Annotated in this window: 14 protein-coding genes; 8 read left to right on the top strand and 6 right to left on the bottom strand. The window is 56.7% G+C overall.

What is annotated here, in order from left to right; all coding sequences use genetic code 11:
* Nucleotides 1-40: 40 nt before the first annotated feature.
* The 3 genes from GGR27_RS02530 to GGR27_RS02520 all read right to left on the bottom strand — a co-directional run bounded on the left by GGR27_RS02530 (nt 41) and on the right by GGR27_RS02520 (nt 2,795).
* Complete coding sequence (locus tag GGR27_RS02530) at nt 41-1,270, bottom strand: DUF4856 domain-containing protein (protein ID WP_168035815.1); 1,230 nt, start codon at nt 1,268-1,270, stop codon at nt 41-43.
* A gap of 133 nt (nt 1,271-1,403) precedes the next feature.
* The gene (locus GGR27_RS02525) at nt 1,404-1,886 is read right to left on the bottom strand and encodes a YkgJ family cysteine cluster protein (RefSeq protein ID WP_209037861.1); all 483 of its coding nucleotides are present in this window, start codon (nt 1,884-1,886) and stop codon (nt 1,404-1,406) included.
* A gap of 3 nt (nt 1,887-1,889) precedes the next feature.
* Nucleotides 1,890-2,795 (bottom strand): thymidylate synthase, encoded by a 906-nt coding sequence (locus GGR27_RS02520; protein WP_168035814.1) that lies wholly within the window; start codon nt 2,793-2,795, stop codon nt 1,890-1,892.
* A 272-nt stretch (nt 2,796-3,067) separates the two neighbouring features.
* On the opposite strand from GGR27_RS02520, the gene GGR27_RS02515 reads away from it, so the two are divergent.
* The 4 genes from GGR27_RS02515 to GGR27_RS02500 all read left to right on the top strand — a co-directional run bounded on the left by GGR27_RS02515 (nt 3,068) and on the right by GGR27_RS02500 (nt 9,430).
* The gene (locus GGR27_RS02515) at nt 3,068-3,883 is read left to right on the top strand and encodes an SDR family NAD(P)-dependent oxidoreductase (protein ID WP_168035813.1); all 816 of its coding nucleotides are present in this window, start codon (nt 3,068-3,070) and stop codon (nt 3,881-3,883) included.
* Between the two features lie 160 nt (nt 3,884-4,043).
* On the top strand, nt 4,044-5,351 hold the full coding sequence (locus GGR27_RS02510) for a dicarboxylate/amino acid:cation symporter (RefSeq protein WP_168035812.1): 1,308 nt from the start codon (nt 4,044-4,046) through the stop codon (nt 5,349-5,351).
* A gap of 174 nt (nt 5,352-5,525) precedes the next feature.
* Entirely contained in the window at nt 5,526-7,511 is a 1,986-nt protein-coding gene (locus GGR27_RS02505; protein WP_168035811.1) for a DUF3857 domain-containing protein, read from the top strand.
* Entirely contained in the window at nt 7,511-9,430 is a 1,920-nt protein-coding gene (locus tag GGR27_RS02500; RefSeq protein ID WP_168035810.1) for a DUF3857 domain-containing protein, read from the top strand. Before GGR27_RS02505 ends, GGR27_RS02500 begins: the two co-directional genes overlap by 1 nt.
* A gap of 122 nt (nt 9,431-9,552) precedes the next feature.
* Here the strand turns inward: GGR27_RS02500 and GGR27_RS02495 are convergent, their stop codons facing one another.
* From GGR27_RS02495 to GGR27_RS02485, 3 genes are all read right to left on the bottom strand, one after another.
* Nucleotides 9,553-12,069 (bottom strand): glycosyltransferase family protein, encoded by a 2,517-nt coding sequence (locus tag GGR27_RS02495; protein WP_168035809.1) that lies wholly within the window; start codon nt 12,067-12,069, stop codon nt 9,553-9,555.
* A 13-nt stretch (nt 12,070-12,082) separates the two neighbouring features.
* On the bottom strand, nt 12,083-13,096 hold the full coding sequence (locus tag GGR27_RS02490) for an NAD(P)H-dependent glycerol-3-phosphate dehydrogenase (protein ID WP_320060337.1): 1,014 nt from the start codon (nt 13,094-13,096) through the stop codon (nt 12,083-12,085).
* 92 nt (nt 13,097-13,188) lie between these two features.
* The gene (locus GGR27_RS02485; RefSeq protein ID WP_168035807.1) at nt 13,189-13,578 is read right to left on the bottom strand and encodes an RNA-binding S4 domain-containing protein; all 390 of its coding nucleotides are present in this window, start codon (nt 13,576-13,578) and stop codon (nt 13,189-13,191) included.
* A gap of 151 nt (nt 13,579-13,729) precedes the next feature.
* On the opposite strand from GGR27_RS02485, the gene GGR27_RS02480 reads away from it, so the two are divergent.
* The 4 genes from GGR27_RS02480 (at nt 13,730) to GGR27_RS02465 (ending at nt 17,176) form a co-directional block, all read left to right on the top strand.
* Nucleotides 13,730-14,494 carry a hypothetical protein gene (locus GGR27_RS02480; RefSeq protein WP_168035806.1) on the top strand — a complete coding sequence of 255 codons (765 nt, stop codon included), beginning with the start codon at nt 13,730-13,732 and terminating at the stop codon, nt 14,492-14,494.
* Nucleotides 14,495-14,582: 88 nt separating this feature from the next.
* Nucleotides 14,583-15,107, top strand: coding sequence for a TRAP transporter small permease subunit (locus GGR27_RS02475; protein ID WP_168035805.1), 525 nt, complete (start codon nt 14,583-14,585; stop codon nt 15,105-15,107).
* A gap of 82 nt (nt 15,108-15,189) precedes the next feature.
* Complete coding sequence (locus GGR27_RS02470; RefSeq protein WP_168035804.1) at nt 15,190-16,476, top strand: TRAP transporter large permease; 1,287 nt, start codon at nt 15,190-15,192, stop codon at nt 16,474-16,476.
* A gap of 166 nt (nt 16,477-16,642) precedes the next feature.
* Nucleotides 16,643-17,176 (top strand): hypothetical protein, encoded by a 534-nt coding sequence (locus GGR27_RS02465; protein ID WP_168035803.1) that lies wholly within the window; start codon nt 16,643-16,645, stop codon nt 17,174-17,176.
* The last annotated feature ends 135 nt before the right edge of the window (nt 17,177-17,311 follow it).

Here is a 17,311-nt window from a genome sequence, read left to right as displayed (position 1 = left end):
AGGCGCTAATTTTGACGGTAATTACGGGGGGGGGAGCGGTCTAGTTGGCTGCTTCCGCTAAGACGAGACCGTACTGATCGGCAATTGCCGTTGCAATCGTCTCTAATTCAGCGGGGGCTACGTCCCAGAAACCTCTGTTCGTTGAGTTGTCTAGCTCGGATAATACGGTCAGTGACGAGAGGTAGCTATCGCTCAGTCTTGCCGCTTCGGTATAACCCACGGTGCTGGGTGTGAAGCGCAGCGAATAGATAAACCCGTACCCTTCGCTCAAATCGTGAAAAGCAGCTCCGTGATCTACCGGGGTAGCTTCCAGGCCCGCTTTACCCTGCATCAGGTAGAAGATCGCGCGGACTGCGAGCACCTTGGTCAGGTTGTCTTTGATAACGTCGGCCTGCGCGTCGCGCTCCTCGTAATCTCCGGCAACGATGGCGGCGCGACCGGCACGAAAAGCTTTTTCCGTAGCCTCGGCGGTGCCCGTGTAGTCCGTGTCACCATCCACGCGCTCCAGGTATTCATTGAGGAAACCGTCAACCTCACCGAGATCCGTTAGAGGCTTTTCCGGGGAAGCGGAAGCACCGAATAGGTAGCCGAACGCTTCGTCCCACTTGTGCTCCATGTCGGTGTAGGGCTTCCCTTCAAGTGGCGTACCGGCCGTGTTGTCGGCGCGGTTCGTACCCGCATCGAGCACGGTCGGGCTGAGGTAGTTATTTACTAATTGATCGTACATCAACGCACCAATGAGCGCCTTAGCGAATAGCTGATTGTATTCGTAGCCATCTTCACTTACGTAGCGCGTGCTGCTGCCATCCGCTAACTGGCCGGGGCGACCGCGCTCGGCCAGCTGGCTCCAGGCGGGAAATACCTTATTTACTTGGTTGGCTAAGTAATCATCGAAAGTGGTGCGAATGCCCGCAGCGGCGCCACTATTTGTAGCGAAAAGATCTGCACTGGCGGCCACTTTGCTGCGTAAGGATTTGGTGCTGGCGTTGAGCGCCGGGCTACTGAAGGGATCGACTCCTTCGGGGTTACGGAACATGTTATTTAGGTCATCCAATGATTTACTGGGGTCGCTCATGGCGGTAAGCAATTCTCCGGCCATGGCGATTCTTTCGGACTGCCCCGTAAAGCTTACCGTAGAGACACCCTCACGGGAGAAAGAATAGGTCTCGGGTACGGCGATGGACTGGTCCATAACATCGTCATCGTCTTCACAGGAGGTGAAAGGAATGAGTAGAAGCAGGGCTAGCAGGAAGTGTACTACGGTCTTCATCGGGGCATTTTTATTATCTGTATTCAATCCAGATAGTGCAAATGTCGGAATGGAAGCTGACTTTGACAAGCAAATGGGGTCTTATCTTGAATTAATCTTAATAAGGATAAGCTCCGGCCTGTTGATGATCAGTTCAGACGTCCCTCAATCTCCGTACAATCTCCGCTACGGCCGGGCAGACGATCGTGTTCCGTAGGGTCAGCGGCAAAATTTGCAGCATATTCTTCCGATCCGTGTGGGGGTATTCCCGGCAGGCTTTCGGGCGGGCGGGGTACACCGAACAGTAATTATCCGGGCCGAGAAAAGGGCAGGGGGCGGTGTTGAGGACGTAATCGCCGTCACCATCGAGGTGCAGGTGTTGCTCGACGAGGTCAGCGGGGCGCTGTCGCAGGTGCAAGGCTAATCGGGTGATGTCTACGTCGCGGAAGATCGGGCTGGTCGTCTTGCAGCAGTTCGCGCACTCGAGACAGTCTACCTCCCGAAAGACTTCCTCGTGGAGCTCGTGAAACTGCTCGTCCAAATCGCGCGGTGGCCGGGCTTTGAGCTTGGAGAAAAACTTCTTGTTGGCCTTCTTTTCCTGGAGCGCGCGCTGCCGGTGTTGGGGTAGATTAATCATGGATCAGACCGCTACGGGCGCTTTGATGGAGGGCATGGGGTCGTAATCGAGCAGCGTAATGTCTTCGTACCCGATCTCAAATATTCCCGGTGCGTCGGGGGTAATTTCCAGCTTAGGTAGCTTACCGGGCTGGCGACTCAGTTGCTCTTGTACCTGGTTCATGTGGTTGCTGTACAAATGCGCGTCACCGAGGGTGTGCACGAAATCACCGACCCCATAACCGCATTCCCTAGCTACTAAATGGACGAGCAGCGCGTAAGTAGCGATATTGAAGGGGACGCCGAGAAAGACGTCCGCCGAGCGCTGGTACAACTGGCAACTCAGCTTACCATCCGCTACGTAGAACTGGAACAGCGTGTGGCACGGCGGCAGTCCGGCCTTGGCCATCTCGGGGATGTCCTCCGGGTTCCAGGCCGTGACGATGTGGCGGCGGCTGTCGGGGTTATTCTTCAGGGAGTCGATCACGCCGGCGAGTTGGTCGACGCCGTTGAAATTACGCCACTGCTTACCGTACACCGGGCCGAGGTCGCCCCACTTGCCAGCAAATTCATCATCGTTGATAATGCGTTCCACGAATGACTTCATCTCCGCTTTCCATTCCGGACTGTATTTAGGGAACTTCTCCGTCAGACCATTTTTCCCTAGATAATACTGAAACGGCCACTCGTTCCAGATACGAACGCCGCTCTTAACTAGATAACGCAAGTTGGTATCTCCCCGCACGAACCACAGCAACTCGTGCACGACGCTCTTCCAGTGCACCCGCTTGGTGGTCAACATCGGGAATCCCTTTTGCAGGTCGTACCGCATCTGGTAGCCGAATACGGACCGGGTGCCGGTGCCCGTCCGGTCGCCCTTCTCCGTGCCGTCGGCTAAAATGTGGCGCATTAGGTCGAGGTACGTTTTCATGGAGGGAAGATTGGTTGTTAATGGCGGATTGCCCACCCCGCGCGCAGGATGCCGGCCTTGAGCCAGTAGTCAGCTCGCCGCAAAATTAGGGATAAAGCCCGGGTAGGTACACTGCGGTCGAAGTAAATTCAAAATCGATTTTCCTGCGCGGCCCGTGTACGCAACCAAAATCAGTCTTACTCCTTACCCTTGTCCTGGCTCAGCGGGGTCGGCTCACGAAATTTTTCGTGAAGTTATCGTACCAGACCCCCGCCCTGAAATACTGATCTTATATGAATACCCAACCTTACGTCGGCAAAACCGCCATCATCACCGGTGCCGGAGAAGGCATCGGTTTCGCCATTGCCAAAGAGCTGATCGCGGAAGGAGCTGACGTTGTCCTCAACGACATCAGTCCGGAAGCAACCGAGCGCGCCGTCGCTACCCTGAACGACGGAAACCAGAAAAACCTGGCTTACGGAATGTCCGGTGACGCCGGTGACGTAACTTTTATCCGCTCGCTGGTCGATTACGCGGACGCCATCGAAAACAGCCAGCTAGAAATGGTCGTCGCCAACGCCGGCCTGACCGAGTTCGGTGACTTCTTCGACTTCACGCCCGACAACTTTCAAAAGGTCATCGACCTCAACCTCCGGGGCACGTACTTTCTCGCCCAGGCCGCCGCCGCCAAGATGCGCGACAACGGCAACCCCGGTAACATCGTCCTTATCGGCAGTAACGTCGGCGAACGCGCCTACCGGAACCTGGCCGCTTACGGAATGAGCAAGGCCGGTATCTCGATGCTGGCTAAGCAACTCGTCATTCCCCTCGGCCCCCTCGGCATCAGCATCAACTGCGTTTCTCCAGGCGCGACCCTCACCGAAAGAACCGCGGCTGAGGTAGCGGATTACGCCGGCACCTGGGCGGTCCTCAACCCCAATGGCCGCGTCGGCACGACGGAAGATGTCGCCCACGCCGTCTCCTTCTTCCTCAGCCCCCTCTCCCGCCACGTCACCGGCCAAACGCTCCTCATCGACGGCGGCTGGACGGCCTACGGACCGAGCCCCTATACGATTGAGAAAATTCAGCAAGAACTCCCGAAGTGTTAGGAATAGTAGGCGGTAGGAAGGTTAGGCAGTAGGAGTAGTAGGCAGTAGGCTTTTACAACAAGTCATTAAAATAAATAGCCTACCGCCTACCAGCCTACCGCCTACCGCCTACCACCTAATCTTCCTACCAGCCTACCGCCTAAAAACCTATCTTTCCGCAATGAAAGAATTAGCGCTCCACTGGAAGATCCTCATCGGCATGGCGGCCGGCATCGCGTTTGGTGTATTAGCCAATGAGCTGGCCTGGGGGGAGTTCGTGCAGGATTGGATCAAGCCTTTCGGAACGATTTTTATCAATAGCCTTAAGTTGATCGCCATTCCGTTGATCGTGGCGAGTCTGATCAAGGGAATCACCGACCTGAAAGATATTTCCAAGCTGTCCGCAATGGGCGGGCGGACGGTGGGGATTTACGTCCTTACGACGATTGTCGCCATCGTGATTGGTTTGGGCATCGTGAATTTAATCGGACCCGGAAAAGGACTCGACGAAAGTACCCGGGACTCGCTATTGAATGACTTCGCCGAGGACGCCGGCGCGCGAATCCTGGACGCTCAATCCCAACGGGAGGCGGGGCCGTTACAAGCCCTGGTGGACATCGTCCCGGATAATATCGTCGGCGCGGCGTCGAGCAACGGAAACATGTTGCAGGTGATATTTTTCGTCATCTGCTTCGGGGTCGGCCTCATTCTGATCGACCCGAAGAAAGCACAGCCGGTCAAAGACTTCTTCGACGGCGTGAACGAAGTCGTCCTGAAATTGATCGACCTGATTATGCTCGCCGCACCCTACGGAGTGTTCGCCTTGCTCGCCGCCCTCGTTGTGGAAGCGCCGAGTAAGGACCTTTTCGTAGCCTTGTTACTGTATTCACTCTGCGTGCTGGCGGGCCTGGGGCTAATGATTTTCGTCATCTATCCGTCCCTCGTCAAAATATTTACTGGCCGCAGCATCACGTCTTTTTTTGCGGGCATCAGCCCCGCCCAGCTGCTGGCGTTTTCGACCAGTTCGAGCGCGGCCACCTTGCCGGTGACGATGGAGCGGGTCGAGGAGCACCTCGGCGTCGACGAAGAAGTGACCAGCTTTGTGCTACCCATCGGGGCGACGATCAATATGGACGGTACGAGTCTCTACCAGGCGGTAGCGGCGGTATTCATCGCCCAGGCGTACGGTATGGAATTAAGTCTGGGGGCTCAGCTGGGCATCATCACGACGGCCCTGGCGGCCTCCATCGGCTCGGCGGCCGTGCCCGGGGCGGGTATGGTGATGCTGGTGATCGTCCTCGGTCAGGCGGGTATTCCGGAAGCGGGCCTGGCGCTGATTTTTGCGGTCGACCGGCCGTTGGATATGTGCCGGACGGTAGCCAACGTCACGGGTGACGCGACGGTGGCGATGCTGGTGGCCAAGTCCGTCGGTAAGCTCCGCGACCCGCAGGAACGTAAATTAGACGATCACTACGTAGCGGTGAAGTAAGAAAGAAGCCGGCGTAAAGGGTTTGCGGAATAGGGCGCGGTCGCCGGTGCGGGGTCACTGGGTGAAGCGCAAAATATTTTAGCGTCAAACTCTTAAAGGTGGTGCGTACGTATGTCGCTTTTCAAGCCTGCGTTCTATCTTTAGGGTCTTCCCTAGTTACACTTTACACCTCTGATGAAAATATCTTTGCTGCTTTGCGCGGGCTTGTTCCTGCTCTGCCCCCAAGCCCTTTTTGCTCAATCACGCGAACCCCTGGAAGTCGAATTTGGCCGCCTCGCACCGGGTGAAATGGAGTTACTCCCCACCGGTAGGGACTCCGCCGCCGACGCATATTTTCTTTTCGATCGCGAAGAAGTCGAGTTCCAGAGGGGCGAAAGCTTGCAGATGATTCGCCGCGTCCACCGGCGTACCAAATTAATTCGCGAAAGTAGTTTCGACCGGGCCGACGTCGAACTCATTTACTGGTCGGAACACCAAGACATCAAGCAGGTGGAGGCAGCCGTTCACCCACCGGGGGGCGGAGTCATCGTGCTCAAGAATGCTGACATCATCGAAGAAAAGCTCGATGACGATCGACGCGTCGTGAAGTTTACCTTCCCTCAGGTGGCCGAAGGTGCCATCATCGAGTATCGGTACCAGTTGACGGACAAGTACGTCACCGTCCCGCCGGCCTTCTACTTTCAATCTGATATTCCCATTCGGTATACTGAATACACATCCATCATTCCTGACTTCCTGCAGTACGTCAATCTGGGCAACGCTACGAATTTTACCGTCAAAAAGGAAAAAGACCGTGACGGCGCTTCGATTAACGCCAGCGCCTACCGGAATATCCGCCAACGGTTGCACGAAACTACGCAGGCCTATTATGACGTGCCCGCCTACCAGCACCAACCTTACGTAAATAATTTTAAGGATTTCGTGCCCCACATTCGCTACCAGCTCCAGATTTACCGCTTCCCCGACGGGCGGATTGAAAAGGTGTTTTCCGACTGGCCCGAAACGGCTAGCGACATGCACGATTGGCCCACCTTCGGAAAAGCTTACCGGAGTAAGTCCCTATCGAATGCGGTGTGGAAGGAAGCCGCCATGAAAGTAGCCGGGCTAACGACAGAACGAGAAAAGGCTGAAGCACTTTACGACTTCGTAACCGCTAAGGTCGCGTGGGACGGAGACTACGATTACACGTGCGACAACACCCCAAACAAGGTATTTGCCGCTGGAAGTGGCGACAGCGGTGAGCTTTCCCTGACGTTACTGGCCCTACTCAACCGTGCCGACATCGAGGCGCAACCAGCGCTGGTTGCGCTCCGGGGCAACGGCAGCCCCATCCAGGTGTACCCAATTATGAGTCAGTTCCAACACGTCATAATCGTTGCGCAACTCGATGGCGTGGAGACCTTCATCGACCCCAACGACGGCTTTCGCCCCGTCGGCCTCCCCCGCGCGGTTGCGCTCAACCACCACGCCATGGTCATCGAGAAAGGAAATCCCCACTGGGTCGATCTCACCGTGCCACCCGCTACGCAAACGGTCGTCGCAAATATGATTATTGGTGATGACGGACTGGCCGACGTCGACATCACCTCCCGCCTGGAGAGTTACTTCGCTTACGAAGGCCGCGCCGCGATCGAAGGATTGGAGGAGGAGGACGAATTTCCCGTCGCTTCCGAAATCATCAACCGATTTTCCGAAGCCGCGGTCGTAAATCGCAGCCTCCGGGACGAAGACAAGAAAAACGGTGCCCTCAACTTTACCCTGAAAATGAGTGTGCCCATCGGGGAGTCTTTAAATGATTACCTCTACCTCCAGCCCGTGCTAATGACCATGCTGGACGGCGAACTGAAAGACACGGACCGGCGACTTTATCCGGTTGATTTCGCTTACCCCTGGTTGAAGCGCTACGTTAGCAACATCACCATCCCGGAAGGATACGCCGTTGAGGAATTACCCGTCTCCACCCGCATCACCTCCGAAGACGAATCGATCAGCTGCCTGTTCACCACCGCGGACGACGGGGCGGGTCACGTGTCCGTCAACATGACCGTCAAGATGCTACGGACGCTTTTCCAGCCCGACGAATATGAGGTCCTCCGGGAAATGTTTGTCAAAATTATCGAGATGCAGGAAACGACCATCGTTCTAAAAAAAGCCAAATAATGAGGTATCTGCTCCAAGCAACCCTGCTCTCTCTGTTGCTACTCCCGGCACCCGCGGCCGCGCAACTCGGTGAATTTTCTGCCCTGACCATTCCCGCCGCGCTGAAGGAAAACGCGCACTCGGTCGTACGCAGCGTCGACTATCACTGGGAAGTTACGTCTGACCACCAGGCTAAACTTACGGTCCGCAGAGTAGTCACCGTGCTCGACGGCCTGCACGACCGGGAAAGTCAACTGTTCATCCACTATGCGGATGATTCCAAAGTGACGCGGTTCAAAGCGACGCTGTACGACCGCCTGGGTGAGAAGATACGCGAAGCCAGAAAGTCCGAAATTTCCGACGTCCGCGCCAGTGGTGCATCTTTTCACGACGACAGCCGGGTGCTGGTGACCAAATTCGATGTCGTCAGCTACCCGTATACGGTGGAGTTCGAATACGAAACAAAGGCACGCGATTTTAGTATGGTCGCGGGCTTTCCGAAAATCATTCCGGTCAAGTACCGACAGTCGTGTGAGCGGGCCACTTACGTAGCTCTCGTTCCCATCGATAATGAATTGCGGCACTTTTCTACCGAGCTACCCGAACCTAATAAAGCGACCGTAGATGGCAAGCAGCAGTTCACCTGGGAGCTGAAAAACTTTGCGGCGCAAAAGGAAGAAGCAGAATCCCCGCCCCTGACGGAAACCTTGCCGTTTCTGGCCATCACGCTCGACCGGTTCTCCATCGACGGCTACGCGGGTAGCATGGCGACTTGGGAGGAATTTGGCACCTTCATCGGCACTTTACTGAAGGGGCGTGACGCACTACCGGAAGGCCTGAAACTGCTCGTCCAAGAAAAGACCGTTGGGTTGACAACCGACGTGGAAAAGATCGATGCGCTGTACCGGTTAATGCAGGACCGGACACGCTACGTCAGCGTCCAGCTGGGCATTGGCGGCTGGCAACCCTTCCCGGTGGCTTACGTGGAAGAGAACAAATACGGCGACTGCAAGGCGCTGAGTAATTACATGGGGGCAATGCTCAACGAAGTCGGCATCGAGTCCTACCCGGTGCTCGTCAACTGGAATGACGACGAGTTTTTTCCATCCCGGCCCGCCTTCACCGCCTCCAGTTTCAATCACGTGATTCTCTACGTACCCGGTGAAGACATGTATCTGGAATGCACCAGCAGCGACGCCCCCACGGGTTACCTCGGGGAGGGTAAGGACGCGCGCAACGTACTCCTGATCACGCCGACGGGCGGAAAACTCGTTGCGACGCCCGCCGTCACGCCGGCGGATAACGGCCGCATTCGTACGCTCGCGGTGGACATTCAGGCGGACGGAACCGCTGCCCTGGTCATCAGTGGCCGGTACCACGGCTTTTCTCACGAGGATTTCCGCAGCTTGCTTTCGCACGAGAAAGACCGCTCCAAACAGCTCAAGTATCTGAGTGACAGAACCATCATCCCGGACGTGTCGGGCGGAAAATATTCGCTTTCGGTCGCGCACGACGCACCGGTAGCAAATCTGGAATACGCCACTGAAGTCAAAAATTACGTCAGAAAAATGGGTAAACGCACCTTCGTACCCATCAATAAGTACGGTAGTTTCGATTACATCCCAGAGAAAAACGACGACCGACGCACGAAGCTCTTCAACACCTACGCGCGCTTTTTCGTCGACACGATCAGCCTGACCTTCCCCGCGGACCTGGAGATTGAAAGTTTGGGGGAGGCCGAGACGTCCTACGAGCACGCGGCCGGCGAGTACCGAGCCACCGTTAGCGTCGTCGGCAACCAGTTAACCTGGGTTCGCACGTTAAAAATTTTGCCCGTCGATCTTCCAGCGAGCGCTTACCCAGAATACCGCCAGTTCTTCGTGAACGTTGCCGAAGCGGAGAACCGGATGGTCGTGCTGCGGGATCGCAGGACGAAATAAAGTCACCATAAGGAATAAAACTTGGGGCGCGGCCGCGGGTGCCGGGCTTTTCCAGAAAAAAGCAATGCACCCGCGGCCGCGCCCTCATTCTTAGCACTAACTACTAACCTAAGGGGCTTTCTTTAGGATGCACTTTTTGTGCCCCGGGCCGGAAGATCCTCCACCGGAACGGCCGTGTTCCGCAACCGGCGGCCGTTCAACCAGCGGTAAGCCAAGTAACCGGCCAGACCCAGGATAATGAGTAAGCTCGAGATCCAGGAGATCGTCACCCCGGCGGCGTACGTTTTCGGGTCGAACACCATTTTGACCTCGTGCTCACCCGCCGGGACGCGGACCCCGCGCAGCAAGTAATTCGTCCGGATTAAATCTGTCTCGACCCCATCAACGTACGCCTTCCAACCTAGATCCGGCCCGTACCAGATCTCGGAAAAGACGGCCAGCTGCTCGCTGGATGACTTGAATGCGTAGGTAAGTTCGTCGGGTGAGTACTTTGTCAGCGCGATCGAACCGGCCCCGGTGGGGGACAGCCCGGAGACAACGTCCGCAAAATCTTCGTGCACGATTGCCGTGCCCCGGAGGTTAGCCACGGAACCGAGCGCGGTGAATTCGGCATCGTTAGAATTGACGATCTGCACGCTGTTTACCAACCACGCCGGCCCGAAAGCTGCCGGATTTTGCCGCGCGCTCGGCTGCCTGTTTTCGTCGGGGATGATGTAGTACTTCGTGTTCAACATGTTGAGCACGTCCGCATCCCGTTCGGCGAGGTAGCCGTCGATCAAATCCTGGTACCGACGCAGCTTGACGGCCGAATACCCGCCGACACTCTTATGGAGGTAACTCGTGCTGGCGTCGTTAAACGAATTGACGGTGAGGTTAAACACGCGGAAGTGCGGGTCGGTGTCCCGCAAAATTTGCTGGTCAGCGGCGGTCGCTTGAAAGGGCGTCGACACCCGTGGTTGTTTCGTCCAGTCTTCTTTACTCAGGTAGCGACCGTTGATGCCGCCAAAATCAAAGATTAGCAAGCCCGCCAGCATCAACCCGCCGACGAGGGGGCTGACCGAACGCCGGAACAGCAGCAGCAAGGTGGCGAAAGCGAGGCCTACGTACAAAAAGCTCCGCCATGCGTCCGACCGGTAAACCGCCGCCCGGGTTTCCTCGAGCGGAGCCAGTAGAGGCGTAACGTCGATCTGGCCCTGCGTCATCCTTTCCAGCGTGGCTACGTCATTTGGGTGGGCGAAAGTAATCGTGGCCGGAAGTACCACCGCAATAACTGCCCCCAGCACGGCGGCGGTGATGCCTGCGTAAAGCAACTGCTTGCGTCCTCTTTCCGGATCAATCTTCAGGGTAGTCAGCCAGGTACTCACGCCCAGCACGCCGAGCGCCAACATCATGAAAGTAGAAATACTCAGGGCGGAGTTCGGTGTTCGAAACGTGTTAAGTAGTGGCAAATTGTCAAAAAGTAGCCGGTTAAAGCTCGCCACGTTCTTTCCGGAACTCATGACCATTATCAGCAGCGTACCCAGGCCCAGCCAAATAGCTAACGAGCGCCTGGCGGTAAATAGCCCGAACAAAAAGAGTGCCCACACGACCGCCCCCAAGTAGTAAGGCCCTTCGGTGAAAGGGAGGGCGCCGTGGTAGAGGGGGGCGGGGTAAGTTTTGCGGGCCGGATAGCCGACGTCGCGCATGGCTTCGCCCAGGGCCGTAGTCGATGCGACTTCCTCCCCGCTACCCCCACCGGCGGCAAGGGGGGCGTAAGTAGCCACGGCGTCGATGAGCCCGTTGCTCCACTGCATGGCGTACTCCCAGTCGAGGCCGGTTGATTTAGCGTCGCTGGCACTACCACTGTTGCCGGTCTGAATAGGTGTCTCTAAAATCTGCCCACCCCGCATGGTCGAGGGCGCGTATTCCAGTGTTGGGAGAAGATTACTGGCCCCACTACCGACGGCCAGGAGTAGACCAAAAACGAGGACGCCCGCCGCTTTGAAAAAGTGGGGTAATTGTTTTTTACGGACGGCCGTGATCAGTTCGGCGACTCCGTAGAACGGTACGGTGAGCCCGAAATAATAAAGCATCTGGGGGTGGTTCGCCTTAATGGCCAGGCCCATCCCCAGCGCGAAAATCAAGCCACCCAGTAGGTACTTACGGCGGAATGCCGTTACGATGCCGGCCAGAATCAGGGGCAGGTAGAAGATCGTCATCACCTTCGTGGTGTGGCCAGCCTTCCAGAGTACGATGTTGCTGGTCGCCAGCACAATACCCAGCGCGCCGGCAATGCTCAGCCAGGGGTTCACCCCGACGATAATGAGGCACAGGTAAGCACAGATCAGGCCGAGAAAAAAGTTACCCGCCTGACTCGGAAGAACGTTAGCCAGCGGCTGTTCGAATAAGCCCAGTTGGTTGCCCTCCCGGATCGTCCTGATCTGATAAGTGGGCATACCGCCGAAACTCGTCCCCGTCCAGAGCACTGGTTCCCCGAGTTCTTGTGAATAGTCCATGAGTTCCTTACTCGCACCCCGGTAGGCGACAACGTCGCCCTGGCGGAGGACTTTGCCCTGGAACTGGGGCCAGAACGTCACGGCCGAAGCGATCAGGAAAATAACTAGCGCAACCAGGTGGGGTAGGAGGGTCTTAAATTTCATGGCGAATCACGGCTTATAAAAAGTCTACGTCAACTTCGTAAGGGTAGGTAATTAGGTAGTTCATGGCTTCGTCGACCGGGAAGTCTTCAAATACAATGCGGTAGAGCATCTCCGTGATGGGGACGCGGAGACGCAAATTGCGGGCGAGGTGGCGGGTGATCATGAGGGTGCGCACGCCCTCGGCGAGTTCCTGGCTCGTCGCGGCCACCTCGGCCAACTTTTCGCCCTTACCGAGGCGGTGGCCGAACGTGTAGTTGCGGCTTTTCTGGGAAGTGGCCGTTGCGATCAGGTCACCGATGCCGGCCGTACCGAAAAAAGCCCGGTTTTCACTACCCAGGGCGCGGCCGAAGTACACCATCTCGTGCAGGCCCCGCGTGATGAGCATGGCCTGGATGTTTTTCCCCAGCCCGTGGCCTTCGAGAATGCCGGAGCCGAGGGCGATCACGTTCTTGAGGACGCCGGCCAGCTCCGCCCCGAGCAGGTCGTAGGTTTCGAAAACGTGCAGTTGGGGGGAAGCCAGGACGAGTTGCGCGCGGGCGATCACTTCGTCGAACTTACTGGCAACCACGGAGGCCGAGGGCTGACCTTCGAGGAGCTCCTGGGCGAGGTTAGGGCCGGTCAGCGCGCCAACGCGAACGACCACGCTTTCTTCCTTAATCACGTCGGTCATCGTGTGGAGCTGCCGACGGGAGATGCCCTTTTTGGGGATGTCGTCGAGGTGAATACCCGTCACGTCGAGCCCCTTCGTGCCGTGGATCAGTACGTGGGCCGGCTCCAGGTATTTCGTTACCGAGCGCATCATGCTGCGGAAGTTGTTCGACGGCACGATGGGGAAGATGAGTTGGCACTCACCGGCTACCCGCTCCAAATCATTGATTACCCGGACGCGGTCGTGCAGCTTCACGCCAAACCGATACCGATCTTTCGCCAACTGCTCGACTAGTGCGGGGTTGCGGCTGTACACGAGCACGTCCGTATTCTGCGCGATGAGGTTAGCCATGGCCGTGCCGAAGGAGCCGGCACCGATGATGCCGACGGGCTCCGCGGAGGTGGGTTTGGTGGGCTGGATGTTAATGTGGGCGGGAGGGTTTGGGTGGTGATCGGTTGGTGGTGGCTACGCTAAGCTTCGTCCTCTTCCTTGAACGAATCGATTTCTCTACGTTCCCGCTTGGTGGGCCGTCCGGCGCCCTTTTCACGGAATTCACTGCCCTTGCGGCCAACGAACCAGTCTTTGTACTTGGTCAGTTCTTCTTCCGGCGTGTGATCCTGATAGGCGGTGATGGCAATCGGCGCACCGACGCGTTTTTCGAGGATCTTGAGCACTTCGTAGTCCATGTTGAAGCCGTTGCGGACGACGGCGACGCGGTCGCCGACCGTGACGGTCGTGCTCGGTTTAACTACCGTGCCGTTGATCCTGACTTTGTTGCCGCGCACCGTGTCGCCGGCCAGCGTCCGGCTTTTAAAGATGCGCACGGCCCAGAGCCACTTGTCGATGCGTACTTTTTCCATGGGCGGCAAGGTACGGAAATTCAGGGTTTGCCAGTTGCCTTTACTGCCATCAAATTTTACCCGGCACCCGTCCCGACGTAGTCGGCACGCTCACAAAAGAATAGCCCGCCGCAAGACGTTCTTGTTCCACACGACGCCCTACCTTCGCCCCATGCGCCTTTTTCTCCTGCTCCTGACTGCCCTAATTATTTTCGCCTGCGACGACGAAACGGCCGACCCCGTGGACCTGGCCGCCGACCAGAATTATTTCCCCCTCGAACTCAATCGTTCACTGATCTACGATCAGGACAGCATCGTCGTTCGCCGCTCGACAACCCGCTTTACCCAGTACGATACGGCGCGGGCGCAGGTGCGAGAAACGTTGGTGGAGCAATTTACCGCCGGCGACGGCCAGCAGGAATACCGCGGCGAACGCTGGCAACGCGCCGACGAAAGTAGCCCGTGGCGCTTCGTACAGACTTACACCGTCACGCGCAGTGCAACCGCCGCGCGCCGCAATGAGGACAACCTGACCTTCACCAAACTCGTATTCCCCATCCGTGCCGGTCGTAACTGGGACGGTAACAAAGCCTTCGACGAAACGATAGAGCTTTTGGTTGGTGGCCAATTTCTCGACGTCTATAACTTCTGGAATTATCGCTACGGTCCGGGCCCCATCGATACGACGTATAACGGGATTCCGGTCACGGACGTCTGGACGGTCGAACAAGCTGACGTAGACAACAGCATTGAATTTCGCCAGGCCTACGAACGCTACGCACCCGGAATCGGCCTCGTCGAAAGGTTTTTGGACGCCCGCCACACCCAGGCCGTCCGGTGCTGTAACCGCGACTTTGCGATCGCTAACGACCTCAGTTGGGACGAGAAGGCGGAAAAAGGTTTTATCCTCCATCAGCGCCTGCGAGAAATTCGGTAATACCCGTTCAAACCGCCCCGTACTTTTGGCCGTTTGGCGGAAAATCCCGAACTTCGGTTACTGAGCCGCCCTTAACAACTAATCATCCATGCTGCGGAAAACCATCAAAACGATTGAAGCACTCGTCGAATTCATTGGCAAGGCAGCCGGGTATTTTAACCTGATGTTGATTGCCGTGATCGTTATCGACGTAGCCCTACGCACCCTGTTTTCCCTAACTGGCGCCTGGGTCATCGAGCTCGAATGGCACCTGTTCGCCGTCATTTTTCTGCTCGGCATTCCCTACGCGATGCAGCAGGACCGCCACGTACGGGTCGACCTTTTCTACGAACGATTTACGCACAAGGATAAGCGCCTGGTCAATTTGCTCGGTACGATCGTATTTCTGCTGCCCTGGGCCGCAGTATTATTTTTTACCGGCTGGCACTACGCCGCCGAAGCGTTCGCCACGGGGGAGGGGAGCCCGAACCCGAACGGCATCCCTTACTTTTTCCCGGTTAAGGCGATGATCCCGTTCGCCGCCGGTTTACTCGTGCTCCAGGGGATGGCCACGGGGATCGGCGTCTACCTCGAACCTGAAGACGCGGAGTGGGAAGTCGCGGAAGACGAATGAGCTCACTTATCGTGTAGCGTAAAGCTAAAGGGCGACTAACCGTAAGTTGCTTATTATAGCGGCCGATTCATACTTCCCGTCCTTGGCAATTCTCGCAATTATACTGTTCATCAGTATTTTCTTACTGGTGCTTTACGGCTACCCCGTCGCATTCACGCTGGGTGGCCTTAGCCTTGTTTACGCCATTTGTTTTCTCGACGCGAGCGTGCTGACGCTACTGCCCAACCGCGTGATGGGGGTGATGGAAAATTCGGTACTGCTGGCCGTCCCGCTTTTTATCTTCATGGGCATCATGCTCGAAAAGTCTGGGCTGGCGGAGCGGATGCTGCGTACGATGTCGGAGCTGTTCGGACGAGTGCGGGGTGGGATGGCGGTCTCGGTCATCATCGTGGGTGCGCTGTTGGCGGCGTCCACCGGCATCGTCGGGGCGACGGTCGTGACGATGGGCCTGATCAGCCTGCCGCCGATGCTGAAGAAAGGGTACGCGCCGGGCATTGCTACGGGGGTGATTGCTGCTTCGGGGACGCTGGGGCAAATCATTCCACCTTCGGTGGTGCTGGTCCTACTGGGTAGCGTACTGGGCGTTTCGGTCGGTAAATTGTTTGCTGCGGCGTTGGTCCCGAGTATGATGCTGGTGGGTGCTTACGTCGCCTACGTGTTGCTGCTGGGAATCGTCAAACCTTCCGCCCTGCCACCGGGGGAGGCGGGGGCGATAATTTGGGATCGGAACCTGTTGGTGCGGTTGATCAAGAGTCTGTTTCTTCCGCTGCTGCTCATCATTGCTGTGCTTGGGTCAATCCTCGCGGGCTGGGCTTCACCGACGGAGGCCGCCGCGATCGGTGCGGCGGGGGCCATCGTGCTGACCCTGGGCCAGGGCAAGCTCGACTGGGCGACAACCAAACTCGTCTGCCAGGAGACGACGCACCTGACGGCGATGGTCTTCATGATTCTGCTGGGCGCGACGACGTTTTCACTCGTGTTCCGGGAAATGGGCGGGGATTCATTCCTGGTCCAGCTCATCGAGCGGAGTGATTTGGGGGAGTATCAATTTCTTTTTCTGGTCATGGTCGTCGTGTTTGTCGCTGGCTTCTTTATTGACTTCATTGAAATCGTGTTCATCATCGTTCCGGTGGTGACGCCGCTGTTCGTGGGCTACGGTACTGACTTAATTTGGCTCGGAATTTTGTTGGGCATCAATTTGCAGACCAGCTTTTTGTCTCCGCCCTTTGGCTTTGCGTTGTTCTACCTAAAGGGCGTCGCGCCGCCGGAGGTGAAAACGGCGCATCTCTACCGCGGCATCGTCCCCTTTTTAATCATTCAAGTTATTTTGATGACCATCGTAGTGTTTTTTCCTGAGTGGATTCTGTAATAAAAGGATAGCGCGGTCGTCCCGACTGAGTGTTGGACTAGCTAAGCGTGGCGGGTACGAAGCTGACGGGCGATACGAGGCTAGTCCTTACACAAATTATGGCCTGATTCACTAACCCATAAACCCACAAAGTTCCTTATCCTTACCACCCCAAACCAATTCACACATGACCGAGACAAATAACCTGGGTGTAGGCTCCCGCATCCGTCACGCAGCCTTCGGCGACGGTGTTATCATCAAAACCTACAAAGCAGCCTACGACGTCACGTTCATGACCTACGGCATCAAATCCGTCGGCCGCGAATCCGCCGAACTGGAAGCGATCGAAGCCATCCCCGCCGAGGAAGTCGCCAGTTTCAACGAAGCCGAGCAAGCTCTCGTTCGTATCCTACGCACCTATAACGGCATCGACGAGACCACCGAGCTGGGTGACAAGTGGGACGACGGTAAGCTCATCCTCCAGCCCGGAGATACCAGCCTCAGCCCGAAAGAAATGCCCATTAATGATTTCTTCCACAAGATCGTGATGGTCCGCGACCGCCTCCGCGTCATGGAGCAGCGCGTTAACGCGAGCAGCATGACCGACGAGGAAAAGGTTAACCTGCAACAGTACATCACGCGCATCTACGGTAGTTTGACTTCCTTCAATACTCTGTTCCGCCATAAAAAAGATCACTTTACGGGCGCGGGACGTAGGTAGGAGGAAGAGGTAAGAATATAGAAAAAAGAGTAAGGACCTCAGACCAAAGACTCCAGACTCCAGACCCCAGACCCCAGACTACGCAACCACCACTTACCCACCGGAAATTCTTCAATAAAATTTTCACCCACCCGC

Origin of the sequence: Neolewinella antarctica, from assembly GCF_011927835.1 — a bacterium.
Classification (GTDB): domain Bacteria; phylum Bacteroidota; class Bacteroidia; order Chitinophagales; family Saprospiraceae; genus Neolewinella; species Neolewinella antarctica.
Note: the sequence above shows the minus strand (reverse complement) of the source record. Positions and strands in the feature narration are given on the sequence as shown.

Coding starts and splice junctions, on each gene's coding strand:
- GGR27_RS02530 (WP_168035815.1), bottom strand. CDS start 1,270: ATGAAGACCGTAGTACACTTCCTGCTAGCCCTGCTTCTACTCATTCCT.
- GGR27_RS02525 (WP_209037861.1), bottom strand. CDS start 1,886: ATGATTAATCTACCCCAACACCGGCAGCGCGCGCTCCAGGAAAAGAAG.
- GGR27_RS02520 (WP_168035814.1), bottom strand. CDS start 2,795: ATGAAAACGTACCTCGACCTAATGCGCCACATTTTAGCCGACGGCACG.
- GGR27_RS02515 (WP_168035813.1), top strand. CDS start 3,068: ATGAATACCCAACCTTACGTCGGCAAAACCGCCATCATCACCGGTGCC.
- GGR27_RS02510 (WP_168035812.1), top strand. CDS start 4,044: ATGAAAGAATTAGCGCTCCACTGGAAGATCCTCATCGGCATGGCGGCC.
- GGR27_RS02505 (WP_168035811.1), top strand. CDS start 5,526: ATGAAAATATCTTTGCTGCTTTGCGCGGGCTTGTTCCTGCTCTGCCCC.
- GGR27_RS02500 (WP_168035810.1), top strand. CDS start 7,511: ATGAGGTATCTGCTCCAAGCAACCCTGCTCTCTCTGTTGCTACTCCCG.
- GGR27_RS02495 (WP_168035809.1), bottom strand. CDS start 12,069: ATGAAATTTAAGACCCTCCTACCCCACCTGGTTGCGCTAGTTATTTTC.
- GGR27_RS02485 (WP_168035807.1), bottom strand. CDS start 13,578: ATGGAAAAAGTACGCATCGACAAGTGGCTCTGGGCCGTGCGCATCTTT.
- GGR27_RS02480 (WP_168035806.1), top strand. CDS start 13,730: ATGCGCCTTTTTCTCCTGCTCCTGACTGCCCTAATTATTTTCGCCTGC.
- GGR27_RS02475 (WP_168035805.1), top strand. CDS start 14,583: ATGCTGCGGAAAACCATCAAAACGATTGAAGCACTCGTCGAATTCATT.
- GGR27_RS02465 (WP_168035803.1), top strand. CDS start 16,643: ATGACCGAGACAAATAACCTGGGTGTAGGCTCCCGCATCCGTCACGCA.